This window comes from Pseudomonas sp. S1(2024), from assembly GCF_046557535.1.
The window spans coordinates 1-25414 of the sequence record NZ_JBKGFP010000112.1 but is presented as its reverse complement, the minus strand read 5'-3'; the positions used below and the strand labels follow the sequence as shown (position 1 = coordinate 25414).

Here is a 25414-nt window from a genome sequence, read left to right as displayed (position 1 = left end):
AGTCCGGAAAAAGGTCTTTTCCAAAAAGGGGAATGTGGTCCTTTGGGGGGGGCGGCCTTGTGTCGCGATGGGCCGCGCAGCGGCCCCCTTTACCGCCTACCCTGTCCCATGCCCTCTTCTGAAAGAAGCCCAAGCGCATGGACACCAAGGACGCCAACGCCCACCCCCTCGACCGCATCGACGAAGCGATCATCGACATCCTGCGCCATGACGGCCGCATCACTTTCGAAAAACTCTCCAGCCTCGTCCACCTCACCCCGCGCCCCTGTCTGGAGCGTGTACGCAAGCTGGAGCGCCGTGGCGTGATCCGCGGCTACGGGGCGATCATCGACCTGCAGAAGGTCGCGCCCGGGGTGTCGCTGCTTGTGCTGGTCGCCCTGTCCAACCAGAGCGGGCGGGCCGCGCAGAAGGCCTTCGAAGCCACCCTGCGCAACTGCCCGGAAGTGCACGAGTGCCAGCTGATCAGCGGCCACTTCGACTACAGCCTGCGCCTGCGCTGCCGCGACATGGAACACTACCGGCTGCTCAGCGAAAGCTGGATGAACGACGACGCCCTGCACATCGACAAGCTGGTGGCGCACCCGGTGCTGGCCGAGGTCAAGCCAATGGCCCGCTGACGCGGCATCAAGGGTCACGCCATTGCTCCGGCTGCCGGTAGGCCTGCGCCCAGGCTTGCACCGCACTGGCCGGCATCGGCCGGGCGATACAGTAACCCTGTGCCAGTTCGCAGCCCAGGCCCATCAGCACGCGGCCGTGCTCGACGCTCTCCAGCCCTTCGGCAATCACCTCGCGGCCAAACGCCCGGGCCAGGCCGATCACCGCTTCGGTCAGCGCCAGGTCGTCCTGGTCATGCAGGATGTCGCGCACGAATGACTGATCGATCTTGATCGTCTGTGTCGGCAAGCGCTTCAGGTAGCTCAGCGACGAATAGCCAGTGCCAAAGTCGTCCAGGGAGAAGCGCACACCCAGTGCGCGGCAGGCATCGAGACAGCAGCTGACATGCTGCAGGTTATCGATGGCCACCGACTCGACGATTTCCAGGTCCAGCCGCGCCGGGTCCACCTCCGGGTGCGCCGCCAGCAACTGCTGCAGGCGCTCGACAAAGTCACCACGCTGCAAATGCCGCGCGGCGATGTTCACGCTCAGTGACCAGGGCTGCCCCTGACGTTGCCATGCCTGCAACTGGTTCAGCGCCTGGTCGAGCACCCATTCGCCGATTTCCACGATCAGGTCGGTCTGCTCCACTGCCGGCAGGAAATCACCAGGCGGCACCAGCCCGCGGCCTGGCCGCTGCCAGCGCAGCAAGCCCTCGAAGCCCAGCACCTGGCCGCTGCGCAGGTTGACCTTGGGCTGGTAATACAGGCACAGCTCGCCGTTGTGCAGGGCCCGGCGCACCCGCGCCACGGTCTGGTGGGTAGCCTTGAGTTCCTGTTCCTGTGTCACGTCGAACAGGTGATAGCGGTTGCGCCCACGCTGCTTGGCCACATACATGGCCTGGTCGGCATGGCGCACCAAGGTGTCGGCGTCTTCGTCGTCCTGCGGGTACAGGGTCACGCCGATACTGGCGCTGAGCGACAGGCGCTGCTCGCGTACCACATAAGGCGCCGCCAGTGCCCGCAGCACCCGGCGCAGCGCAGCATGCAACTGGCGGTCTTCGACGTTGCGCAGGATCAGCACGAATTCGTCCCCCGACAACCGGGCCACTGCGTCGCCATCGCGCAGGATGTGCTTCAGCCGCTGCGCCACCTCGACCAACAGCAGGTCGCCCATGGCATGCCCGTAGCCGTCGTTGACTGCCTTGAAGCCATCCAGGTCGAGCATGCATACAGCCAGCGGAATGTCTTCACGGCGCGAGTAGGCCAGGGCCTGGTTCAGCAGGTCGGACAGGTAAGCGCGGTTGGGCAGGCCGGTTAGCACGTCATGGCCCACACGCCATTGCAAGGTATGCAGCAGCTGGCGCTTCTCGGTGACGTCGAAACGGATCGACACGTACTTGCGCACCTCTCCGGTGAGCGGGTCGACCAGTGGCACCATGGTGCTGTCGACCCAGTACAGCGAGCCGTCCCTGGCGCGGTTGCAGATCTCGCCCTTCCACACCCGGCCGGCGGCCAGCGCCCGCCACATGCCGACGAAGAACTCCGGCTCGTGCAGGCCGGAGTTGAGGATGCGGTGGTTGGCGCCCAGCAGCTCCTCGCGGCTGTAGCCCGAGATGCTGCAGAACTGCTGGTTGACGTAAGTGATGGTTCCACGCAGGTCGGTTTCGGAAAAGATCGCAGCCGCGTCAACGGCTGCACGATAGTTGTCATCCATAAAGCATCCTGCCTTAACGGTTGAAGCGCTCCACAAGGGCACGCAATCCGGCGCACACCTCTTCCAGTTCGGCGCCGCGAGAGGCTGCGGCGTTGGCGCTGTGTGCGCTGTGCTGGGCTATGCCGGCCACACCATTGATCTGCCTCGAGACGTCTTCGGCGACGGCCGACTGCTGCTGCGAAGCCGTAGCCATCTGCTGGCTCATGTCACTGATGCGCTGCACCGCATCACGAATGCCATGCAACGCCTGCCGCGCTTCCTGCACCTGGGCAACGCCCTGCTCGGCACCGTCGATGCCCTGGCTGGCAATCGCCACGGCCTCCTCTGCGCCACTGCGCAGAGCATCGATGATAGCCTGGATGTGCAGTGTCGACTGCCGGGTCTTGTCGGCCAGTGCCCGCACTTCATCGGCGACCACGGCAAAGCCACGGCCTTGCTCGCCGGCACGGGCCGCCTCGATGGCGGCATTTAGCGCCAGCAGGTTGGTCTGCTCGGCGATGCCGCGGATCATCCCGGTGGCTTCGGCGATAGCACCGGTCTGACCAGCCAGGTGGCTGACAGCCTGGTTGATCTGGGCCACGGTACCGGCCAAGGTGCGGATTGCAGCTCCGCTGGCGTCGGCCACCAGGCTGCCCTGCTCGGCCAGCAGGTGCGCAGTGTGGGCTTCGGCAGCAGTCAGTTGCACATGGTTGGCAACCTCACCGATGGAAGCGGCCATCTGGTTCATGGCAGTGGCGCTCAGGTCGGTTTCCGCACGCTGCTCCAGCAATGCCGCCTCGGTGCTGCGCGACAACGCCCCGGCATCATGTGCAGCCACGGCCATCTGGGCCGCCAAGTCACTTAACCGGGTCAGCGCGGTTTTCAGCCGCGCCTCCTCGCTGATCAGCATCAATTGCAGTTGTCCGCCAGCACCGGGCAGGTCGCTGTAGGTCAAGGCGGCGATCGGGTCGGCGAAGGTGCCGTCTGCGCCCTGCACTATGCGCTCCATCTGCCGCCCAACGGCATTGCGTGCCAACAGGCCATAGGCCAGGAACAGCCCCAGGGTCAGCCCCTGCGCGACCAGGCCGGGCCACAGATTGTTGGCCCCCAAAGCCAGCCCCCCGCCCACGAGCGGTACGGCCAGGTCACGCGCCAGCATGGTCGCGCGCCGTGACCAGGGCAACACAGCCTGACCGTTGCGCATGCGTGCATACAGGGCCTCGGCACGGGCCACCTGCTCACGCGTCGGGCACACCCGTACCGATTCATAGCCCACCACCCGCCCGGCTTCGAGAATAGGCGTGACGTAGGCGTTGACCCAATAGTAATCGCCGTTGCGGCAGCGGTTCTTGACGATGCCCATCCAGCTCTTGCCGGCCTTCAGGTAATTCCACATCAACTGGTACACCGCCGGCGGCATGTCCGGGTGGCGTACCAGGTTGTGTGGGCTGCCGATCAGCTCTGCCTCGCTGTAACCGCTGATGGCGGCGAACTCGGGGTTGCAGTAGGTGATCAGGCTGCTGGTGTCGGTAGCGGAAATCAATCGCTGATCGGGGGGAAAACGTTGCTCGACCGGGGTAACCGGAAGGTTGAGACGCACTATGAGACTCCATTCATTCAAACGCCGGGAGCCTGCTTGCGAGGCGATTATCAGGATGAATCCCCTGCAATCGACCCTTTGGTGACTTCCCGGTCGGGCGCGGATTCTACGAGGTCAGCCAAGGAATGCAAATAAACCTTACGAATCATGGCGTTATCGAAAATATCGAAGTCGGCATGGCGCTTGGCAAGCTGATTGCAATGTTGCACGAGGCACTGGCCAAAGCCTGATCTGATTCATGTGCGCACGCGGTTCGCCGCTGCGATTCACCTGTGAACGGCCGCACTGCGGCTCGATCCAACCAGATGCACCGAATTAGAGCCAGAGACGCTGGATTGCCCCACAACTGGTCAGACCGGTAAGGCCAAAAATCCTTGCAATGTCGGATTTTTCGCGCTTTCATGGCTTCGCGCTGAACAAACCGGTAAGACCACAATAATTAAGTCCTGCGCTCTTTCGCCCCGTGCGGCTACCGAAGCAAGGACACCGATCAGAGATCCCTCCCATGCTCAAATGGTGCTCGCGTTCGATCTTCCTTCAAGTCGTGCTCGGCCTTGCCCTCGGCATCGCCTGCGGTCTCAGCTTCCCCGACCTTTCCCTGCAACTCAAACCCCTTGGCGACGGCTTCATCAAGCTGATCAAGATGCTCATCGGCCTGATCGTGTTCTGCGTGGTGGTCAGCGGTATCTCGGGCGCCGGTGACCTGAAAAAGGTCGGGCGCATCGGCCTGAAGTCGGTGATCTACTTCGAGATACTGACCACCCTGGCACTGGTGATCGGCCTGGTGTTCGCCTTCACCAGCGGCATCGGCAGCGGCGCCAACATCCACCTGGACCAACTGTCCAGCGCCGACGCCAGCAGCCTGGCCGAGCGCGGCCAGCACATCCACGGTGCCACGGCGTTCTTCATGGACCTGATCCCCACCTCGGTGATCGGCGCCTTTGCCGACAACAACATCCTCCAGGTGCTGCTGTTCTCGGTACTGTTCGGCAGCGCGCTGAACCTGGTGGGTGACTCGGCAGCCGGCATCTCGCGGCTGATCAACGAACTGAGCCACGTGATCTTCCGCATCATGGGCATGATCGTGCGCCTGGCACCGATCGGCGTGTTCGGCGCCATCGCCTTCACCACCAGCAAGTACGGCCTGGAATCGCTGCAGCACCTGGGCGGGCTGGTGGCGCTGTTCTACCTGACCTGTGCCGGCTTCGTACTGATCGTGCTGGGCACGGTCATGCGCCTGTCGGGGCTGAAGCTGCTGCCGCTGATCAAGTACCTGCGTGAAGAACTGACCATCGTGCTGGGCACCGCCTCGTCCGACGCCGTACTGCCACAGATCATGCGCAAGCTCGAGCACCTGGGCATCGGCAGCTCCACCGTCGGCCTGGTGATCCCCACCGGTTATTCGTTCAACCTCGATGGTTTCTCCATCTACCTGACCCTGGCCATCGTGTTCATTGCCAACGCCACCGGCACGCCACTGGCAATGACCGACCTGCTGACCATCCTGCTGGTATCGCTGGTGACTTCCAAGGGCGCTCACGGCATCCCAGGCTCGGCGCTGGTCATCCTCGCCGCTACCCTGACCGCCGTGCCGGCGATCCCGGTGGTCGGCCTGGTACTGGTACTGGCGGTGGACTGGTTCATGGGCATCGGCCGAGCGCTGACCAACCTGATCGGCAACTGCGTGGCCACCGTGGCCATCGCACGCTGGGAGAAGGACATCGACCTGGAACGTGCGCACAACGTGCTCGACGGCAAGCCCGGTTTCGCCCCCATGCCACGCAAGCAGCCCAACCCCCATCAACAGGAATTCTGAGCGAACGTGGCCGGCACTGACGCCGGCCCTTCCAGGAGCGAACCGTGATCAGCTCATCTACCGTCGTCAACTCAGTGGTGGAAAAACTGCGCCAGGCCCTGGCCCGAGGCCAATGGCGTACCGGCGACATGCTGCCAGGCCAGCGCGAACTGGCCGAACAACTGGGCATCAGCCGCCCCAGCCTGCGCGAAGCGGTGACCGTGCTGGAAACCCTGGGCCTGGTGCGTTCGCTGCCAGGCAAGGGTGTGCTGGTACTGGATGTCGATGCCGCCACCCAGGAACCGGGCCTGGACACCAGCGCCGCAGCCAGCCTGGCCGACGTGCTGGAGCTGCGCTACACCCTTGAGCCTTTCATCGTCGGCCTGGTGGCGCAGTCGGCCAACAGTCAGGACATCGGCCAACTGCGCCTTACCCTGATGGACATGCGTGAAGCGCTGGAGGCCGATGACAGCGAAGCCGGAGTCAGGGCCTACATCGCCTTCCATGAAGCGCTGTTCGCCCTGACCACCAACCCGATCTTCCAGAGCGTGGTGCAACAGACCGGCAATGCCCTCAAGCAGAGCGCCGACATGCTGCGCAATTCGCCAGAGCACCTGGCCGCGCGGCTGAAGGAAAACGAAGCGGTGGTGCGCGCCATACGTGAGCGCAGCAGCGCCCAGGCCAGTGCCCAGATGCGCCAGCACATTCTGGCCGAAGGGTTGCGCATGGGCATCCCGTTGAACATCCCGGACGAACACCCGCATCCATGACCCCAGGAGAGCGACCATGAACGCCGCCCCTCACTTGCCGGCCCTGCTCGCGGCTGGCGAAACCCGCCTGTCGGCCGAGCAGATCTACCCGCGGCTGTTCGATGCCATCCTCGAACAGCGCCTGCCACCTGGCAGCCTGTTGCCCGAACAGGCGCTGGGCCATGCCTTTGGTGTCAGCCGTACAGTGATCCGCCGTGTGCTCGGGCGCCTGTCCGACCAGCAGGTGGTGGTGCAGCGCCCCAGCCACACTGCGCATCTGGCCGTGCCCGACCCGGAGCAGGCACGCCAGGTGCTCAGCGCCCGGCGCCTGGCCGAAACCACGCTTATCACCCTGGCCGCGCAACGCGCCCGGCCGGTACAGATTCGCCAGCTGCGGCAACTGGTGGAGCGCGAGCGCCAGCACCATGAAAACGGCGAGCGTTGTGCGGCGATCCGCCTGGGCGGCGAGTTTCACCTGAAACTGGCGCAGGTGGCTGCCAATGCGCCACTGGCGCGGTTTCTCAATGGCCTGGTGCCGATGACCTCGCTGATCATCGCCCGTTACGAGTCGCCTTGCTGCGACCACTGCGCGTGGGAGGAACATGCGGCGATCATCGATGCCGTGGAGCATGGCGATGCCGAGGCGGCGCTGGGCCTGATGCACAAGCACCTCGACCGCCTGGAAGAAAAGCTCGACCTGGAATGACCGACTCAAGCTGACGCCCCCCTTGTAGGAGCGGCCTTGTGTCGCGATGGGGCGCGAAGCGGCCCCAGGATTTCAGCTGTGCAGCAGAAATTGCCGGGGCCGCTTTGCGGCCCTTTCGCGACACAAGGCCGCTCCTACATGGATCGCGTTGGCCGGGCGATGGCCGATAGGCTGCACGGCAGCCCCCTCAACCCCACCCTATACTCCGAGAACCACCCCAGCCTTTACCAGGGAGGCGGTTGCGTGAGCACTCGAGCCCTCCTGCTGCTGTGCCTGTTGCTGGCCTTGGCCGGCTGCGCAGGCAAGCCCCCACCTGTCCCGTCGCCACCGGTGGTGCTCACCCCCGCCACCTGGCAACGCATCGACCAGGAACTGATCGAAGCCTCGGTCGGCGCCGGCAGCTCGGCCAACGACTATGCGCGCCGTTCCATGCGGGTGTGGAAGGAACAGGTACAGCAGCGCACCGAAAGCGACTTCATCCCCTGGTTCACCGGCTACTGGACCCAGCAGTGGCTGACCCTCAAGGTGGCCTGGTACAAGATCGACAGCGGTGAAGGCCGGGAGCCGGCAGAAAAGCGCCTGGCGCTGTACCTGCAGGAGCAGTACCACAAGCGGGTGATCGAACCGGTGGCCGAGCAGATCAACCCCGAAGGCATTCGCGACCGCGCCAGCGAGCTGTACCTGCAACTGCTCGGCCAGCAGCTGCCGGCCATCATCAGCCGCTACAACGCGCCCCCCGAGCAGTTCAGCCAGCGCCTCAACCGCATTCCCGCCATCGCCCTGGGGCCACCGGATGCGCGCAATGCCAGCCTTTACCAGCTGCTGCGGGCCAAGTCGCTGGCCCAGCAACCTGCCTGGCAAGCCATGCGCCAGCATCTGCACCAGCAGGCCAGCAAAGGCCCGGGCAAGACCGATGTCGGGCTGAACTCGGTGGCCAACCAGGCCAGCGAAAAGCTCGGCGCCACCCTGGCCCCGCGCGGCATCGCCAGTGCCGTGGCGTCGGCGGTGGGCAAGGTGGCGGGGGCGATGATTTCGATTGCGGCGGCCGGTTACGGGGTCATGACCCATGACCGCGAACACCCGCAGATGGTCGAGCAGTTGCGGGTGATCCTCAACGTGGCGCTGAACCAGGAATGGCAGGAGCTGATGGAGAACCGCCAGAGCGGGGCCATGTCGGGGGTGTACTACCTGTCGGGGCAGGTCGAGGACAGCTTGCTGGCCAGTGCACCGAGGACGGAGGAACAACCGGTTGAGCAGCAGCAGGAGCCTTTGATCATTCGCTTGCCGCCTTAGTAGTGGTTTTCTGTACCGGCCTCTTCGCGGGCTCGCCCGCTCCCACAGGGATATCACAGCTCTTGAGAATTGTGGAAATCCTGTGGGAGCGGGCGTGCCCGCGAAGAGGGCGGCACAGGCAGAATCAGGCTGTAGCCATTGCCGAACCGGGCAAGCCAAAGATCCGGTCAAACGCCCAGTTGTAGGCAAAGGTGTAGCACGGCACCAGCACGATGAACGCCATGTCCACCAGCAACGCCTCCAGCAATGTCATGTCCAGCCACCAGGCAATCAGCGGGATCAGGTACACCACCAGGGTCAGCTGGAAGCCGATGGCATGCGCCACCCGCCGTGCGACACTGCGCCCGCGCTTGGCCTGGCGGCTTTCCCACCACTCGAACAGGGTGTTGTAAATCAGGTTCCAGAGCATGGCGATGGTAGTGATCATCACCGCCAGAGGCCCGGTATGCGATGCCTGGGTGTCCGACAGGTAGGCCAGCCCGAGGGTCGACATGCACAGCCCGATCAGTTCATAGAAAGTCACGTAGACGAGTTTGCGTTTGAGTCCCTGCACCCGGGATTACCTCCAATGATAAAGCGATGGGGTGCGATCATGCTTCATCGTGCTTGACAGCAAAAGTCGGCAGCTGTCAGATTTTCTGACAGGAGGCTGCCATGAACTTTTCCAGCGACAATATCCAGCTGTTTCTCGCCGTGCTCGACCGCGGTTCGTTTTCCGCCGCCGCGCGCGCCCTGCAGCGGGTGCCTTCGGCCGTCAGCATGGCCATCGGCAACCTCGAGGCCGAACTGGGCTACACCCTGTTCGAGCGCGGCCCCCGGGAAGTCCGCCCCACCGCCGAGGCCAAGGCGCTGGAACCTCATGCCCGGTTGATCGCCGAACAACTGGGGCTGCTGCAGGTGCATGCCCTGGAACTGTCCCAGGGGCTGGAGAGCAGCCTGACCCTGGCCGTGGTGCCGGACATCGACCACCGCCCGCTGCTGGCGGCCATCGCTCACCTGGGTGAGCGGCACCCGCTGCTGGACATAGCCCTGCTCAGCGCCCCGCAGGAAGAGGCAGTACACCTGCTGGACAGTGGCCGCGCCGACCTCTGCGTGGCTTTTGCCGGGCTGCAGGTCGATGCCCGTCGCGGCTTCCAGCACATCGGCATGGAGTCGCTGGTGGCCACGCTGTCCCCCGCTCACCCGGCCTTGCGCGAGGGGCGTATCCACTACCTCGAAGACCTGACCCGGGTGCGCCAGATCCTGGTGCGTAGCCATGACCTTCCGGTGACAGACCCACGCCCGTCGATAGGCGCCACGCACTGGTCAACCGACAGCTTCGACCTCGCCCTGCAGATGGTCGAGGCCGGCCTGGGCTGGGGCGACTTGCCGCTGTCAAGGGTCGCGCCACTGCTGGCCAGCGGGCGTCTGGTGCGCCTGGATTTTCGCAACACCCGCAATGAATTGCAGTTGCCGGTACACATCCTCTGGCGCAAGCAACAACCGCTGCTGCAGGCCGCACGCCTGCTGATCGAGCAGTTGTGTAAGCAGTGAAGACCGTCCGTCGAATCGACCGTAAGAAATTTCTGCAAGCGCTTCAATCTTTTACCTCTTGAGCCGATATCCCGGTCGATAGGTTCCGCAATGCGTCATGAGCGCGCTGCGCCCTCCCCTCATTGGCCCAAGGTCTCGAAACATGAACCTGAAATTTCGCCACAAGATCCTGCTCAGCGCCTGCGGTGTCGTGGTCCTGGCATTTGCCCTGTTCACGCTCTACAACGACTACCTGCAACGCAATACCATCCGCGAGAACATCGAAGCTTCGGTGCAGCAGTCGGGCGCACTGACCGCCAGTAGTGTGCAGAACTGGATGAGCGGGCGCATCCTGGTGCTGGAAAACCTGGCCCAGGACATCGCCCAGCAAGGCGCTGGCGATACCCTGGAAGGACTGATCGAGCAGCCATCCTATACGCGTAATTTCCTGTTCACTTACCTGGGCCAGGCCACCGGTGCGTTCACCCAACGCCCCAATGCGCAGATGCCCGCCGGTTACGACCCACGTCAGCGCCCGTGGTACGGCGCCGCGGCCAGCGCCGGGCAGACCGTGCTGACTGCCCCGTACCAGGGGGCTGTCGGCGGCCTGATGGTAACCATCGCCACGCCAGTGAAAAGCAAGAACAATGGCGAGCTGATCGGCGTGGTCGGCGGTGACGTCACCCTCGACACCCTGGTCGAGATCATCAACTCAGTCGATTTCGGCGGCATCGGCCACGCCTTCCTGGCCGACAGCAACGGCCAGGTGATCGTCAGCCCCGACAAAGACCAGGTGATGAAGAACCTCAAGGACATCTACCCCGGCAGCAACCTGCGAGTCGCCGCCGGCATGCAGGATGTCACCCTCAATGGCCAGGACCGCATCATTTCCTTCGCCCCGGTGGCCGGCCTGCCTTCGGCACAGTGGTACATCGGCCTGTCGATCGACAAGGACAAGGCCTACGCTGCGCTCAGCCAGTTCCGCACCTCGGCGATCATCGCGATGCTGATTGCGGTGGCTGCCATCGCCGGCCTGCTCGGCCTGCTGATCCCGATACTGATGAACCCGCTGACCACCATGGGCCGCGCCATGCGCGACATCGCCGAGGGCGAAGGTGACCTTACCCGCCGCCTGACCGTGCAGAACAAGGACGAGTTCGGCGAACTGGCCACTTCGTTCAACCGCTTCGTCGAGCGCATTCATGCCTCGATCAGCGAAGTGTCCTCGGCAACCCGCCTGGTGCACGACCTGTCGGAGAAGGTGGTCAATGCCTCCAATGCGTCGATCATCGGTTCCGAAGAGCAAAGCATGCGCACCAACAGCGTGGCCGCAGCGATCAACGAGCTGGGTGCTGCCACCCAGGAAATCGCCCGCAACGCCGCCGATGCCTCGCAGCATGCCAGCGGTGCCAGCGAGCAGGCCCACGGTGGCCGTGAAGTGGTCGAAGAAGCGATCAGCGCCATGACCGCCCTGTCGCAGCGCATCAGCGAGTCCTGCGCGCAAATCGAAACGCTCAACGCCAGCACCGACGAAATCGGCAAGATTCTCGACGTGATCAAGGGCATCTCGCAGCAGACCAACCTGCTGGCGCTGAACGCCGCCATCGAAGCGGCGCGTGCCGGTGAGGCCGGCCGTGGCTTTGCCGTGGTGGCCGACGAGGTACGCAACCTGGCGCACCGCACCCAGGAATCGGCGGAAGAAATCCACCGCATGATCACCAGCCTGCAGGTAGGCTCGCGCGAAGCGGTGCACACCATGAACACCAGCCAGGTTTCCAGCGAGCAGACCGTGCAGGTGGCCAACCAGGCCGGCGAGCGCCTGGCCAGCGTGACCCAGCGTATTGGCGAGATCGATGGCATGAACCAGTCGGTGGCTACCGCTACCGAAGAACAGACCGCCGTGGTCGAGAGCCTCAACCTGGACATCACCCAGATCAACGCCCTGAACCAGCAAGGGGTGGAGAACCTCAACGAGACCCTGCGCCATTGTGACCAACTGGCCCAGCAAGCCGGGCGCCTGAAGCAGCTGGTAGGCAGCTTCAGGATCTAAACCGGAACGCACACCCTCTGTAGGAGCGGCCTTGTGTCGCGAAAGGGTCGCGCAGCGGCCCCGGATTTTCAGCTACACCGCAGAAATCGCCGGGGTCGCTCTGCGACCCTTTCGCGACACAAGGCCGCTCCTACAAGGGATACGCGCCAGCAGCAGATCAAGCAGCATTGACTACCGCTTTAACCACTCTGCTCCGCCGGACCCAGGCCAGCAGCACCGCCGCCATCAGCACGAAGCCCAGGTAGCCGAACAGCGGGTACACCTTACCCACCAGGCTGATGAACCCCACCAGGCTGCATCCGAACGCCGCCACGCCGGTCACCACCGAGCCCCAGCGAAACCTCCCCGTACCCGCCGGCATCAGCCGCGAGAGAAACGAGAACAACGTACCCACCGCAGTGTTGACGATCATGCCGAAGATAATCAGGCACATCACCAGCCCCAGCAGTGGCGATACTTCGTTGGCGATCGACAGCATCGGCATCGGCAGGTCAGCCACGCTGTCCAGGCGCGACAACAGCCCGGCACTCATCACCAGCATCAGCCCACCCAATGCGGCGCCACCAAGCAGCCCACCCCATACAGCGGTTCTCTCGCCCTTGGCCGACCCACCCAGGATGGCCAGGATCGGCGCGCCGGCAACGATGTTGTACGACACGTACAGGAACGCCCCCAGCAGCCAGTGACGGGCGCCCGCCTGTTGCTGGCTGGCCAGCTGGTCGAGCTGGGCGAAGCTCTGTTCCCGGCTGAACACGGCGTACAACGCAATCGCCGAGGCCACCAGGATCAGCAACGGCGTGATGGCGCCAATGGCGAGGATCACCTTGCGCACGTCCAGGCACACGATGCCCACCACGACCAGCGTCACCAACACGCTGCCGGCCAACGCCGGGATTCCGAACTGCTGCTCCAGCAAGGCACCACCACCGGCCAGCATGACCACGGTGACGGCAAACATGAAAAAGGTGATCAGCCAGTCGACGAACAGGCCCAGGTGACGGCCGCAGATGGCCTGGATCACATCCTTATGCGAAGTGGCCTGCTGGCGATTGCCAAGCCCCGCCAGGGCCATGCCGAGGAAGGTGAACAAGGCTGCGCTGACCAGCGCACCGGCCAGCCCCCACACACCGAAATCGACAAAGAACAACAACAGTTCCCGCCCCGAAGCGAACCCCGCCCCCACGATCACGCCGACAAACGCGCCGGCAATCTTCAGCTGCTCTTGCATGTGAACCTCTGGATTTATTGTTGTTGTCTCACTGCCACCACATACCCCGTGTAGGAGCGCTCAGGCGTCGCCGACAAACGCCTGCACTTCGATCTCCACATCCACCCCCAGCGCCAATGCCGAAGCCACGGTCGAGCGCACCGGTAGCGCTGCGCCGAAGAATTCCTTGTACACCTCGTTGAAGCCGGCGAAGTGGCTCATGTCCGACAGCCACACGGTGGCCTTGACCACCTGGTCGAAACGCGCGCCGCAGGCCGCCAGGCTTTCGGCGATACGCTCGCAGGCGGCGCGGGTCTGGGTCTGGATGTCACCGCGCACCACTTCGCCGCCAGCACTCATCGGCACCTGGCCGGAAAGGAACAGGAAGCCGCCGGCTTTCACCGCACGGGAGAACGGGAACGGCAGGCTGCTGGGAAAACGCTGGATATCATTGCTCATGGGATGCTCCTTTCAGGGTTGCTGGAAACGGGCCGGGGACAGGCGCTCGGGCACCACCCCCTGGCTGACAAGGCCGGGACACAGGGGCAGGCCCAGCAGCAGGTCGGCAGCCAGGCGCGAGGCGCCCGCAGCCGACTGGATGCCATAGCCACCTTGTGCCGCCAGCCAGAAGAACGCTGGCGCGTGCACATCGAAACCGATCACCAGGTCGCCGTCGGCGACGAACGAGCGCAGCCCGGCCCAGGTGTGGCTCGGCCGGCGGATCGACAGGGTGGTCATGGCTTCGATGTTGTAGATGCCCAAAGCCACGTCGAGCTCCTCGGGCGCGGCGTCCTGGGGTTCGACCGGGTCGGCATTGGCCGGCGACCCCAACAGCTGGCCGGCGTCGGGCTTGAAGTAGAAGCTTTCGTCTACGCCGATCACCGCCGGCCAGCGGGCGAAATCCTGGTCTGCCGGGCCTGGGAAAGTGAAGGCACTGCGCCGGCAGGGTTGCAGGCCGATGCGCGCCACCCCGCACTGCTCGGCCACTCGGTCGGCCCAGGCGCCAGCGGCATTTACCAGCTGGCGCGTCTGTACCCGGCTGCCATCGCCCAGCTGCACCTGCCACAGGTCATCCAGGTACCAGGCCTGGATCAGCTCGGCGTTACAGCGCAGTTCACCGCCAGCGGCGCGATAGCCGCGCAAGAAGCCCTGGTGCAGGGCATGTACGTCCAGGTCCATTGCGCCCGCTTCAAGCACCGCGCCGGCCAGGTTCTCGGCACGCAGGCTCGGTACCAGGGCCAGGGCTGCGTCGCGGTCGAGCAGGCTGACTTCGGTGCCGTTGGCCAGGTTCTGTGCGTGGGTCTGCTCGAGCAGCGTGCGCTGTTCCAGGCTGGCGACGTACAGGCAGCCGCGCGGTTCCAGCAGCGGGTGCTCGCAGAACCCTTGCGGTGGTGCTTCGTAGAAGGCCCGGCTGGCACGGGTCAGCGCCTGTATCTGCGGAGTGCCGTAGGCCTCCATGAACATGGCTGCCGAACGCCCGGTGGAATGGTAGCCAGGCTGCGCCTCGCGCTCGAGCAGCAGCACCTTCTGCCGGCCGGCCAGGCGATAACCGAGGGATGCACCAGCGATGCCCGCGCCGATGATGAGGGTGTCGTAGATCGGGATCATGCAGGCTCCTGCCAAGGAATTTTCATATATGAGAATTCTAATATATGAGAATTTACGAATACGCAAGGGTCCAAGGTAAGATGCCCGACCAACGCCGCATGCCGAGACCCCCGAATGCCCGCTGCCCTACCCTTGCTGGACCGTGCCGTAGTCGGCCAGCGCCTGCGCCAGGTGCGCAAGGCGCGTCAGATGACACTCAAGCAATTGTCCGAAGCCAGTGGCGTCCCGCTGTCCACCTTGTCAAAGATGGAGCTGGCGCAGGTCTCGGTCAGCTACGAAAAACTTGCCGCCGCCGCCCGGGCGCTGAACGTCGACATTGCCCAGCTGTTGCGCGCCAGCGGCACGGTAACCGCACCAGTGCCGGTGACGGTGGTGGTCGATTCACTGCCAGCGGCGGCTGGCTACTCGACCGGCACCTATGACTATCACCCGATTGCCGGCGACTTCCCTGAGCGGCGCATGACACCCGCCTATGCCCGCATCATTGCCCGTGAACGTGGCCAGTTCGACGATTTTATCCGCCACCCGGGCCAAGAGTTCGCGCTGGTACTGAGCGGGCGCGTTCGTATCGAGTTCGAAACCGGCGAAGCGGTGAGCATCGGGCCGCAGGAGACGGCGTATTTCGACAGCCAGGTGGGGCATATCTACCTGTCGGAAAGTGACGATGGCGCAGATGCGCATGTGATGGTGGTGATGACCGATCGCTGACCCGGTGCTGCCTGCCAGGGCCCGGTTATAACCTAATAACGAACAAGTCTATTTGGCTATAAAAAAATCTATATGCTGGCTGCATCCGATAACGGGCAAAGTTGGGCAGTCGAGTAGCGTATGGATGTAGGTTCTTTCGGTTTCACCATTGCGGGCCTGGTCGTGGGTTTCATCGTCGGAATGACCGGCGTCGGTGGCGGCTCGCTGATGACCCCGATCCTGTTGTGGTTTGGCATCAGCCCGGCAACAGCCGTCGGCACCGACCTGCTCTACGCCGCCATCACCAAGGCCAGTGGCGTCTGGGTGCATGCGCGCAACAAGAACGTCGACTGGAAGATCACCGGCCTGCTCAGCCTGGGTAGCGTGCCCGCCGCGGCGCTGACCCTGTGGTTCCTCAGCACCCTGCACACCGACACATCGGCGCTCAACGCCGTCATCAAGCAAGGCCTGGCGGTGGTGCTGATCCTGACCGCGCTGGCCATCCTGTTCAAATCGCGTCTGCAGGCCTTCGCCAGCCGCCATGCCGGTGACCACTATCACCTCAGCGACCGCAGCCTGAACACCCTTACCGTGCTCACCGGCGTGGTGCTGGGGGTGATGGTCACCCTTACTTCCATCGGCGCTGGCGCACTGGGTACCGTGGCGCTGTTCCTGCTGTACCCGTTCCTGGTCACCCGCCGCCTGGTCGGTACCGAAATCGCCCACGCCGTGCCGCTGACCCTGGTGGCAGGGCTGGGCCATGCGGGGATGGGCAACATGGACTGGTCGCTGCTGGGTTACTTGCTGCTGGGCTCGCTGCCAGGCATCTACCTGGGCAGCCACCTCACCGGGCGGATTTCCGACCGCGTGCTGCGCCCGTGCCTGGCGGCGATGCTGTTGCTGATCGGCTACAAGCTGGCGTTCTGACCTTCAGCCCAGGCGCAGGCGCCACTGCCCGGTAAAGCTCAGCTCCAGGCGCGACAGGGGCAACACGTCGACCCGCTGGCTGGCGCTCATCGGGCAGCCAAGTACTTGTACAAGCACGGCGCGCATCACCATCGGGTGGGTAACTGCCAGCCATTCACCAGGCCTGTCGAAGGCCGCCAGCCAGGCGGCGATGCGCTGGCAAAGCACGGCGAACGACTCGCCGCCGTGAACATCACTGGCCGGGTCCTGAAGCCATTCGGTCAACGCCTGCGATTGCTCGGCCTGCAGTTGCTTCAGTGTCAGCCCTTGCCAACGCCCCAGGTCGCAATCGGCCAATGCCGGCTCGACCTGCACCGGCCCAGAAAACCACGCCGCTGTCTCGCAGGCTCGCCGCTCTGGTGCAGTCAGCACCGGCACACCGGAAAGGTCGGCGAAAGGCTGCTGGCCCAACGGCAGGATGCCGTCGTCGGCACGGTGCAGGCGCCCGGTCTTCTGGGCCTGGGTAAGGGCGTGGCAGATCAGGGTCAGGCGGACGGCTTTCACCGGGTTTCTCTCGCAGCGGGTCGGGGCGCAAGGTTTAACATGCCTTGGCACTTTTTACCGCAACAACATGGCACCGGCTGCGCCGACGATAGGGCCTGGTCAGATCATCAGCAGCATCAGTCCCCAAACCGGCACCGCTGCCACCAACCCCACCGCCAGCCGCGGCCAGTATGGCAGCAGCAATACCAGCACCATCCCCGCCAGCGACATCACGGCAAACCAGGCCACCGGCCCCATGGCCCAGCCCCAGGCCTGGGCACACAGCACCAGACTGGCCAGCAACGCCAGCCAGCCGGCCGTGCGCAAGCCGACACGCAGCACCCGCGGGCAGGTGCGGTTCCATACCTGCTTGTAATGCCGCTCCAGCCCCTGGCACAGCCCCAGCATGCCAGCGTAGGCGAACAACACGCTGCCCATGACCCACATCATCATGCCCCGGCCTCCATCCGCCGCCCTGCCCTGGCCTTCTGCGGCACCCACTGCGCCTGCCATACGCGCCAGGCCAGCAGCCCGAGCAATACACCCAACACCAAGGCACAGGCCACCACCCCCAGGCGCATGGCGTCGCCCAAGCCACCCAACGCACCCAGGCCAATGCACAGCAACGCGGTCAGCAGCAGTTGCTCGACCCAGGCCCGGCGTACTGGCCTGATACCGGCATGCAAAAACGCCAGCAGCCATACACCAAAGAACGCACGAACCTCCCAGCTCTCCCGCTGCGCCAGTTCCACCGGCAGCACACGGCTGGCCCACAGCAACGCCACGCACGCCAACAACAGGCCACTGACGAAGCCCACGTTGCATACCTCCGCCAACCGGTACCAACGCCGCACCGAAGCCTCGGCGCTGGCGTACTTGCGTCCACGCTTCACGCAGAACAGCACCAGCCCGCTGGCGATCATCAGGCAACTGACCAGCCCGCAGACAAAATACAGCCAGCGCATCGGGTAGCCGCCAAACTGGGCGAAATGCAGGCCGGCCATGACCCGCTGGGTCAATGGTGCCGCACGCCATTCGGCGACGTCGCCGAGCAACTGCCCGCTGACACCATCGAAGACCATGGCCTGGCCCTTGGCCAAGGCAATGCGGTTGCCCAGTCCGGGGCGTATTTCGATACGCGCCGCCGCCGTGTTGGGGTTGCGGACATTCAGGCCACCAATCGGCCCCAGGCGCGCCTCGGCCTGGGCCAGCAATGGCGCGACATCGACCAGCGCGGCCGGTTGCCTGGCCAGGCCACGAGGCTGCTCCAGGCGGGCATTGCCCTGGGCCTGAAAGTAGGCACGATTGTCGCCGGCGAACAGCGCATCGACCCCGGCCGGGATGTAGATGAGCATGAAGATCACCAGGCCGGTGTAGGTGATCATCAGGTGGAACGGCAGCAACAGCACCGCGCTGGCGTTGTGGAAATCCAGCCACGAGCGCTGGCCCTTGTTCGGCCGGAAGGTAAAGAACTCCTTGAAGATCTTCTTGTGGATGACGATACCGGTGACCAGCGCCGCGAGCATCACCAACGCCAGCGCGCCGACCACGAAGATGCCCCAGTTGCGTGGCAGGTCGAGGGTGAAATGGAAGCGGAAAAAGAAGTTGCCACCAACACTGTCCCGCACCTCGATGGCCTCGCCAGTGCGCGGGTCGAGCTGCACGGTGGGGCCATGGCGACGCTCGCCGGTGGACACGCGCAACCCGGGCGAGCGCTCGCTCGGCAGGCTGATGCCCCAGTTGCCAGCCTGCGGCTCGTGGGCCTGCAGGTAGGCAATGGCGCGCCGCGCGGCGTCGGCCTGGGGTACCTCGGTGGCCGGGATTTCCGGTTGCATCCAGTGGTCGAGTTCCTTGTCGAATACCGCCAGGGTGCCGGTGACGAAGATGGCGAACAGCAGCCAGCCGAATATCAGCCCGGCCCAGGTGTGCAGCCAGGCCATCGATTGGGTGAAGGTGGTCTTCATGCCAGCCACTCCAATGCCTGCGGCCAGAAGCCGATCAGGGCAAGCGGTACGGCCACAGCCAGCGGGGCCCAGGCACGCAGGGCATCGCTGCAGGCGAAGGCCCAGAGGATGGCGGCGGTGTAGAAGATGAAGGCCGGCAGGGTCGCGACGATGACCGCATCGGCGGCAGCCAGCGGCAGGATACGGGCCAGGCAGGCGCTGGCGGCGTAGCTGAGGGCATAGCCGCCGAGCAGTGCGGCACAGCTGCGGGCGAGGATCTGCAGCCAGGCGGGGGCTTTGATCATCGGGGGTTCCTTGGCGTTGATCGGTGGCATCCGGGGCTGCTTTGCAGCCCATTCGCCGGCAAGCCAGCTCCCACAGGGATTGCACAGGGTTCGAATACTGTGTGGTACCTGTGGGAGCAAATGTCTTGCTCAAATTCCAAACGTTGGCGCGATCCCTGTGGGAGCGGCCTTGTGTCGCGAAAGGGCTGCAAAGCAGCCCCAGCAATTTCAACTGTTGCGCGTCAATCCTGGGGCCGCGTTGCGGCCCTTTCGCGACACAAGGCCGCTCCCACAGGTACAGCGACAACCTCGAGAGCAACGCTGTACCTGTGGGAGCTGGCTTGCCGGCGAATGGGCCGCGCAGCGGCCCCTTGGATCAGAAGTTGATATTCAGCGCAGCGAACACCGCCCTGCCTGGCTGGTTATAGGTATTGGCGCCCGAAGTACTGGCGTTGCCACCACGCAGGATCTGCTTGTCGAACACGTTGTTCACCCCCACCCGCACGTCGTAGTTTGCGTTGAACTTGTACCCGGCGCTCACGTCCACCAGGCCGTAGGCTTCCACATCCTGTTGCGCGGCCTTGTCGTAGCTTTGCTGGGTGCGGTCGTTGAAGGTCGGCGACTTCTGCTTGCCGAAGTAGGTACCCGCCACCTGGAACGACAGCTTCTCGGTGGCGCGCCAGTCGAGGGTGGTGTTGACGGTGTATTCCGGGATCACCGACAGCGGCTCGCCGGTCTCGCGGTTGTCGTTGTCGAGCATCCAGGTCAGGTTGGTGTTCCAGTCCAGGGCCGGGGTCAGTTCGATGAACAGGTTGCCTTCGATACCCTCCACCCGCGCCTTGCCGGCGTTGTCCCACTGGGTCACGCGGCTGCCGGTGCCGATGGTGTACAACACATCGGTATCGCCGACGATCTTGTTCTTGTAGTCGTTGCGAAAGTATGTGGCACTGGTGCGCCAGGTACCCCGGTCGTACATCAGGCCGATTTCCTTGTTGACGCTGATCTCTGGCTTGAGGTCAGCGTTGCCCTGCAGGTAGCAACCACCATTGTTGGTCTGCTGCACGCTGCAACCATTGCCGCGGCTGTACAGCAAGTAATTGGGGTTGGACTGGTACAGGTTCGGGGTCTTGTAGGCGCGCGCGATACCGCCTTTGACCGACAGTGCTTCGGTCAGCTTGTGCGACAGGTTCAGGCTGGGGCTGAAGTTGTCGCCGAAGGTTTCGTGGTGGTCGAAACGCAGGCCCGGGGTAATGGTGGTATCGCCGACAATGATGTTGTCCTCGACGAACAGCGCATAGCTGCGGGCGGTCGTCTTCGAACTGCTGCGGTCGAAACCGACGAGCCCGTCATTACCCGTGGGGTCCGAGCTTTGTGGGCGCAGCGAGCCCTGATCATTGAGCGTTTCGTACAGGTACTCGCCGCCCAGGGTCAGCACATGCTCGGTGCTGCCCATGGCGAATGGCAGGTTCACTTCGCTGCTCAGGCGCGTGTTGCGCAGGCGCGACATGGCGGCGCCTTCAGCATTGGGAGCACCTTCGGTACGGCCTGCCAGGCCCTCGTTGAGACGCCAGTTGCGCACGTACTCGTAGGCCAGCACGGTCTTGCTGGTACCCCAGCTGAAATCGCCCAGGTGGGTCAGGTCGTAGGTACTGCGCTGCATCACATTGGTTTCATGGCCATACAGGCTGGACACGAACTCGACGTCACCACCGCCGTTGCTGTTCATGGTGTCACCGGCAAAGATATTGCCCTGGCGGCTATAGCCGGCACTGGCCTCGAGGCGGTGCTCGTCGTTCAGCTTCCAGCTCAGCAGGCCATTGATGTCCTTGTTGCGCACGCCTTCGCGGCCCGCCACCAGCGCACTGGTTGCATGCCCGGCGTTGATGTCCAGGTCGTCGGCATCGGTCTTGGCCAGACCGCCGTACAGGCGGAAGCCGAGGTTGTCGGTCAGGCCGCCGCCCAGGTTGAAGTTGGCCCGGCGGCTGGTGCCCTCGGCGCTGTCTTCCGGCAGTTGGGTGTACAGGCTGACGCTGCCCTTGGGTTCGTCGGTGGGCCGTTTGGTGATGATATTGACCACCCCGCCCATGGCGCCGGAACCATAACGTGCGGCCGCCGGGCCACGCAGGATCTCGATACGCTCGACCGCTTCTGCCGGAACCCAGTTGGTTTCACCGCGGGTATCACGGTCGCCGTTCCAGCCGTAGCGCACGGTATTGCGTGCGCTGGATGGCTTGCCGTCGATGAGGATCAGGGTGTTTTCCGGGCCCATGCCGCGCAGGTCGATCTGCCGGTTGTTGCCACGCGCGCCGCTGGCGCTGTTGCCGGTCAGGTTGACCCCGGGCTCGCGGCGGATGATGTCGGACAGGTCATTGGCCGGCGGGTGGCGCTTGATGTCTTCGGCGGTGATGATCGACGTACCCAAGGCCTGGCGTGCCTCGCGCTCGGCGGTGACCAGGGTGTCCTGGATCACCAGCGCGTTGTCGGCGAGCGGCATCTCCAGCACCTCACCCGTACGCTGTTCTTCGGCCTGGGCCACGGTGGCCACCATGGCCGGTGACGCCAGCGCGACAAACGCCAGGGCCAGGCTGTTGGGTGAAGTCTTGCACTGCATGGGTACATCTCCTGCGATTCATGAGCGAAACGGCACATCCCTGTCGGAGACCGGGAGCCCTCGCCCACCGGCCTCGCAAACACAGTTTGGTGGCCAACAGGGATGGTAAATATAGAGATTCGCAATTGTGTTTAAATCTTATTTACGAAGTTTACATGTTTGTACCGGAACTTTGCTGACACGACAGCGTTGCCGGCGCAGCCCGACAATTCGCGCTGTTGCTTGCATATACCTGTCCGATTTGCATCTTGCGTGACGGCTCCTACAGTTTCGAACGTAGCACCCTCTGCCGAGCCTCTTGATGCGCAGCCACGAAGAAAGCCACGCCATGAACGCAACCAGGTCCCTGTCGAAGATCCCTCGCAGCGTCTGGGCGCTGGGCTTCGTATCGATGTTCATGGACATTTCCTCGGAAATGATTCACGCCCTGCTGCCGCTGTACATGGTCACCGTGCTTGGCACCTCGGTAGTGGCGGTGGGCTTTATCGAAGGTATTGCCGAAGCGACCGCTTCGATCACCAAGGTGTTTTCCGGCGCCCTCAGCGACCGACTGGGCAAGCGCAAGCTGCTTACGGTGCTGGGCTATGGCCTGGGTGCGTTGACCAAGCCGGTGTTCCCCATGGCCTCCGGGCTGGGGTGGTTGACCGCAGCACGCTTCGTCGACCGGGTCGGCAAAGGCATTCGTGGGGCGCCGCGCGATGCACTGGTGGCCGATGTCACGCCCGCCGAACTACGTGGTGCAGCCTTCGGCCTGCGCCAGGCGCTGGATACCGTGGGCGCCTTCCTTGGGCCGTTGCTGGCGATCGTGCTGATGTGGCTGACCGCGAGCCATTTCCAGACGGTGTTCTGGGTGGCGGTGCTTCCGGCGTTCGTGGCGGTGTACATCCTCATCGCCTTCGTGCGCGAACCTGGAACGCCGGCCACCACCCGGCCGGTGCGCTCACCGCTGGCCCTGCACGAATTGGCACGCCTGGGCCCGTCCTACTGGCGGCTAATCGGCCTGGCCACGCTGTTCACCCTCGCCCGCTTCAGCGAGGCGTTTCTGCTGCTGCGCGCCCAGGACATGGGCCTGGCGCCGCTGTGGGCGCCGGCAGTGCTGGTGCTCATGGCCCTGGCCTACTCGCTGTCGGCCTACCCCGCGGGGGTGCTGTCGGACCGCGTAGGCCGCCGCGGCGTGCTGATGACCGGGCTGGGGCAGCTGGTCGTCGCCGACCTGCTGCTGGCCCTGCTGCCGGGCTGGACCGGGCTGGCCATGGGGGTGGCTGCCTGGGGCCTGCACCTGGGCTTCAGCCAAGGCATCTTTGCCGCCATGATCGCCGACAGCGCCCCTGCGGAGCTGCGCGGTACAGCCTTCGGCCTGTTCAACCTGCTGACCGGCATGGCGCTGCTGGTGGCGAGCGTGGTGGCCGGGCTGTTGTGGGACGGGGTCGGCTTCAAGGCGACATTCCTGCTTGGCGCAGCGTGTGCCGGCGGCACCCTGATCGGGGTCGTATTGCTCAGGTCGGGCCCGATCACCGGCAATCCGAACTAGGCCAGCGCTGGCTGCTGCTCCAATAGCGACCAGCCGCCATGTCCATCCACCTCCAGCCGGTGGGTATGGAAACCTGCCAGTGTACTGCGGTGCCCGACACTGACCAGCAACGCGCCCGGCATTTCCGTACGCAACAGCGAATACAGGGCATGCTCGAGCCCTTCGTCCATGGCCGAAGTGGACTCATCAAGGAACACCACCTGTGGCCGGTTGAACAGCACCCGGGCAAATGCGAGGCGCTGCTGCTCACCGACCGAGAGAATGTGTGACCAGTCACAGCTGACTTCCAGTCGCTCGGCCAAGTGGGCCAGGTTGACCTGGCGCAAGGCCTGCTGCATCCGCGTTTCATCCTCAGGTTTGCTGGCCACCGGGTAGGCGATGACGGTGCGCAGATCGCCCAGCGGCAGGTACGGCCGCTGCGACAGGAACAGCGCCTGGTGGCCCAGCGGGCGCCTGACCTCACCCTCGGCGTACGGCCAGAGTCCCGCCAGCGCACGCAGCAGCGTGGTTTTGCCGCTGCCCGACGGCCCCTTGATCAACAGCGCCTGACCGGCATGCAGGTCAAGGTCCAGGTCGGTGATAAGGGCATGCCCGTCCGGGCGCAGCACCTGCAGGCGGCTGATCGCCAAGGCATGCTCCTGGTCCTCGGTGATGACGCGCGGCAAAGCGCTCGCCTGCTCGTTGGCATCAAGGAAGCCGGTCAGACGGTCGAGGGTGGCCCGGTACTGGGCAAACGCATCATACGACTCGCGGAAGAACGACAACGAATCCTGCACCTGGCCAAAGGCCTGGGAGGTCTGCATGACGTCGCCGAGCTTGATCGCCCCGCTGAAGAAGCGCGGTGCCTGCAGAATGAAGGGGAACACCACTGCGACCTGGCTCACGCCCAGGTTGAAACCGCTGAATTTCAGGTTCCGGAACACCAGCGCCCAGGCATTCACGATCAAGGCACCAAAGCGACCCAGCAACGTGCCCCGCTCGACCTGCGCGCCCTGGTAGAAAGCGATGTTCTCGGCATTTTCGCGCAGACGCATCAGCGCGTAACGGAAGTTGGCGGTGAGCTTTTCGTTGAGGAAGTTCAGGCGGATCAGCGGTCGCCCGAGGCGGAAGGCGATCCAGGTGGCAACGATGACGTAAAGGTACACGGCAAACACCATAGCCCGGGGAATCTCCACGCCGGCAACGGCCAGCGGCGCCGACAGCCCCCAGAGGATGCCGGTGAACGCCACCAGCGAAACCAGCGCACTGACTGCGCCCAGGGCGAGGGTCACCGAGTTGCTGACAAAGGCGTTGACGTCCAGTTCGATACGTTGGTCAGGGTTGTCCACGGGCTCGGGGAGGAACTGGCCACGGTAGTAGGCATCGCCGTGCATCCAGTCATGGGTCAGGCGCTCGGTCAACCATACTCGCCATTGGATGCTGAACGCCTGGCTTACATAGAAGGTGAACAGCGAACGCAGCACATGGATGGTGGCCAATACTGCAAAGACACCGAGCAGGTACCAGAAGGCCGCTTGGTCAAGGCCCTGCAAGGCGCTGTAGAAGCCGTTGTACCAGAACGAAAACAGCACGTTCAGGCGCACCGAGAATAGCGTCAGCACCAGCAGCAGGGCGAACACCAGTAACGGCCGCCAACTGCGCCTGAAACTGAAATAAGGCCCGGCAAGCTGCCAGAACTGGCTACCCCAGCGCGTACAACGTACGGCCAGTGTGGCGGCTGCTGTGAAGCAGACAAGGGTGATGAACGAGGCGATTGCCAGCCAGCTCAGGCTCTCTTGCAGGGCCTGGTGCCAGTTCATTTCCATGATGGGTATCCGTGCTGAGTATTTCCGCGAGCGTAGCATTGACCTGTGATTCGTCAGGCATAAATGACGCACATTTCATGATTGCCTTCGGAGCTACGCGGGCCTCTGTGGGAGCGTTGCACAGGTCTGGGGCTTATTGGCCAGAAAGACAAAACCCCTACCTGCATGCGCAGATAGGGGTTTTGCGAAATGAATCTTGACGATGACCTACTCTCACATGGGGAAACCCCACACTACCATCGGCGATGCATCGTTTCACTGCTGAGTTCGGGATGGGATCAGGTGGTTCCAATGC

The 25414-nt window shown here is 64.1% G+C and carries 22 protein-coding genes, 1 rRNA gene and 2 pseudogenes; 11 read left to right on the top strand and 14 right to left on the bottom strand.

Annotated features, from left to right (window positions below):
* Positions 1-137 precede the first annotated feature (137 nt).
* Positions 138-617, top strand: a complete 480-nt coding sequence (locus tag ACLCGK_RS29375) for an Lrp/AsnC family transcriptional regulator (protein ID WP_015269686.1) — start codon at positions 138-140, stop codon at positions 615-617.
* A gap of 7 nt (positions 618-624) precedes the next feature.
* On the opposite strand, the gene ACLCGK_RS29370 is transcribed toward ACLCGK_RS29375, so the two are convergent.
* The 3 genes and pseudogenes from ACLCGK_RS29370 to ACLCGK_RS29360 form a co-directional block, all read right to left on the bottom strand.
* Complete coding sequence (locus ACLCGK_RS29370; protein ID WP_410952180.1) at positions 625-2310, bottom strand: putative bifunctional diguanylate cyclase/phosphodiesterase; 1686 nt, start codon at positions 2308-2310, stop codon at positions 625-627.
* A gap of 13 nt (positions 2311-2323) precedes the next feature.
* Entirely contained in the window at positions 2324-3448 is a 1125-nt protein-coding gene (locus tag ACLCGK_RS29365; protein ID WP_410953469.1) for a methyl-accepting chemotaxis protein, read from the bottom strand.
* A 159-nt stretch (positions 3449-3607) separates the two neighbouring features.
* Positions 3608-3889 (bottom strand): annotated as a pseudogene (locus tag ACLCGK_RS29360) (PAS domain-containing protein); the annotation flags it as partial.
* Between the two features lie 505 nt (positions 3890-4394).
* Here ACLCGK_RS29360 and ACLCGK_RS29355 point away from each other — a divergent pair.
* From ACLCGK_RS29355 to ACLCGK_RS29340, 4 genes are all read left to right on the top strand, one after another.
* Complete coding sequence (locus tag ACLCGK_RS29355; RefSeq protein ID WP_191471838.1) at positions 4395-5705, top strand: C4-dicarboxylate transporter DctA; 1311 nt, start codon at positions 4395-4397, stop codon at positions 5703-5705.
* A 44-nt stretch (positions 5706-5749) separates the two neighbouring features.
* Positions 5750-6454 (top strand): FadR/GntR family transcriptional regulator, encoded by a 705-nt coding sequence (locus ACLCGK_RS29350; RefSeq protein ID WP_015269682.1) that lies wholly within the window; start codon positions 5750-5752, stop codon positions 6452-6454.
* Between the two features lie 16 nt (positions 6455-6470).
* The gene (locus ACLCGK_RS29345; RefSeq protein ID WP_003260724.1) at positions 6471-7139 is read left to right on the top strand and encodes a GntR family transcriptional regulator; all 669 of its coding nucleotides are present in this window, start codon (positions 6471-6473) and stop codon (positions 7137-7139) included.
* A 243-nt stretch (positions 7140-7382) separates the two neighbouring features.
* The gene (locus tag ACLCGK_RS29340; protein WP_410953468.1) at positions 7383-8432 is read left to right on the top strand and encodes a hypothetical protein; all 1050 of its coding nucleotides are present in this window, start codon (positions 7383-7385) and stop codon (positions 8430-8432) included.
* A 124-nt stretch (positions 8433-8556) separates the two neighbouring features.
* Here the strand turns inward: ACLCGK_RS29340 and ACLCGK_RS29335 are convergent, their stop codons facing one another.
* Entirely contained in the window at positions 8557-8985 is a 429-nt protein-coding gene (locus tag ACLCGK_RS29335) for a PACE efflux transporter (protein ID WP_410953467.1), read from the bottom strand.
* Positions 8986-9086: 101 nt separating this feature from the next.
* Here ACLCGK_RS29335 and ACLCGK_RS29330 point away from each other — a divergent pair, with 101 nt between their 5' ends.
* The 3 genes and pseudogenes from ACLCGK_RS29330 (at position 9087) to ACLCGK_RS29320 (ending at position 11994) form a co-directional block, all read left to right on the top strand.
* Complete coding sequence (locus ACLCGK_RS29330) at positions 9087-9965, top strand: LysR family transcriptional regulator (protein WP_410953466.1); 879 nt, start codon at positions 9087-9089, stop codon at positions 9963-9965.
* A gap of 97 nt (positions 9966-10062) precedes the next feature.
* Positions 10063-11139, top strand: a pseudogene (gene mcpA / locus ACLCGK_RS29325) (methyl-accepting chemotaxis protein McpA); the annotation flags it as partial.
* A gap of 114 nt (positions 11140-11253) precedes the next feature.
* Positions 11254-11994, top strand: a complete 741-nt coding sequence (locus ACLCGK_RS29320) for a methyl-accepting chemotaxis protein (protein WP_370290711.1) — start codon at positions 11254-11256, stop codon at positions 11992-11994.
* A gap of 157 nt (positions 11995-12151) precedes the next feature.
* On the opposite strand, the gene ACLCGK_RS29315 is transcribed toward ACLCGK_RS29320, so the two are convergent.
* The 3 genes from ACLCGK_RS29315 to ACLCGK_RS29305 are packed head-to-tail and all read right to left on the bottom strand — an operon-like array spanning position 12152 to position 14809.
* Positions 12152-13222, bottom strand: a complete 1071-nt coding sequence (locus ACLCGK_RS29315; protein WP_410953465.1) for a hypothetical protein — start codon at positions 13220-13222, stop codon at positions 12152-12154.
* A 60-nt stretch (positions 13223-13282) separates the two neighbouring features.
* Entirely contained in the window at positions 13283-13660 is a 378-nt protein-coding gene (locus ACLCGK_RS29310; RefSeq protein WP_196181811.1) for a RidA family protein, read from the bottom strand.
* A 12-nt stretch (positions 13661-13672) separates the two neighbouring features.
* A complete protein-coding gene (locus ACLCGK_RS29305; RefSeq protein ID WP_004375949.1) occupies positions 13673-14809 on the bottom strand; it encodes an NAD(P)/FAD-dependent oxidoreductase in 1137 nt (378 codons plus the stop codon).
* 114 nt (positions 14810-14923) lie between these two features.
* Between ACLCGK_RS29305 and ACLCGK_RS29300 the strand changes: the two genes are divergently transcribed.
* Positions 14924-15517, top strand: a complete 594-nt coding sequence (locus ACLCGK_RS29300; protein WP_015269673.1) for a helix-turn-helix domain-containing protein — start codon at positions 14924-14926, stop codon at positions 15515-15517.
* A gap of 120 nt (positions 15518-15637) precedes the next feature.
* Positions 15638-16423, top strand: a complete 786-nt coding sequence (locus ACLCGK_RS29295; RefSeq protein ID WP_013971855.1) for a sulfite exporter TauE/SafE family protein — start codon at positions 15638-15640, stop codon at positions 16421-16423.
* A gap of 3 nt (positions 16424-16426) precedes the next feature.
* On the opposite strand, the gene ACLCGK_RS29290 is transcribed toward ACLCGK_RS29295, so the two are convergent.
* From ACLCGK_RS29290 to ACLCGK_RS29270, 5 genes are all read right to left on the bottom strand, one after another.
* Positions 16427-16966 (bottom strand): histidine phosphatase family protein, encoded by a 540-nt coding sequence (locus tag ACLCGK_RS29290; protein WP_410953464.1) that lies wholly within the window; start codon positions 16964-16966, stop codon positions 16427-16429.
* 99 nt (positions 16967-17065) lie between these two features.
* Positions 17066-17398, bottom strand: a complete 333-nt coding sequence (locus ACLCGK_RS29285; RefSeq protein ID WP_410953463.1) for a DUF3325 domain-containing protein — start codon at positions 17396-17398, stop codon at positions 17066-17068.
* Positions 17395-18909 carry a PepSY-associated TM helix domain-containing protein gene (locus tag ACLCGK_RS29280; protein WP_410953462.1) on the bottom strand — a complete coding sequence of 505 codons (1515 nt, stop codon included), beginning with the start codon at positions 18907-18909 and terminating at the stop codon, positions 17395-17397. Before ACLCGK_RS29280 ends, ACLCGK_RS29285 begins: the two co-directional genes overlap by 4 nt.
* On the bottom strand, positions 18906-19193 hold the full coding sequence (locus ACLCGK_RS29275; protein ID WP_410953461.1) for an iron transporter: 288 nt from the start codon (positions 19191-19193) through the stop codon (positions 18906-18908). Before ACLCGK_RS29275 ends, ACLCGK_RS29280 begins: the two co-directional genes overlap by 4 nt.
* Positions 19194-19548: 355 nt before the next feature.
* On the bottom strand, positions 19549-21783 hold the full coding sequence (locus ACLCGK_RS29270) for a TonB-dependent siderophore receptor (RefSeq protein ID WP_410953460.1): 2235 nt from the start codon (positions 21781-21783) through the stop codon (positions 19549-19551).
* A gap of 301 nt (positions 21784-22084) precedes the next feature.
* Here ACLCGK_RS29270 and ACLCGK_RS29265 point away from each other — a divergent pair, with 301 nt between their 5' ends.
* Positions 22085-23314, top strand: coding sequence for an MFS transporter (locus ACLCGK_RS29265; RefSeq protein WP_410953459.1), 1230 nt, complete (start codon positions 22085-22087; stop codon positions 23312-23314).
* Here ACLCGK_RS29265 and ACLCGK_RS29260 read toward each other — a convergent pair.
* Together ACLCGK_RS29260 and rrf are read right to left on the bottom strand one after the other, a co-directional pair.
* On the bottom strand, positions 23311-25119 hold the full coding sequence (locus ACLCGK_RS29260) for an ABC transporter ATP-binding protein/permease (RefSeq protein WP_410953458.1): 1809 nt from the start codon (positions 25117-25119) through the stop codon (positions 23311-23313). The genes ACLCGK_RS29265 and ACLCGK_RS29260 overlap by 4 nt on opposite strands.
* A gap of 194 nt (positions 25120-25313) precedes the next feature.
* Positions 25314-25414, bottom strand: a 5S ribosomal RNA gene (gene rrf / locus ACLCGK_RS29255); the annotation flags it as partial.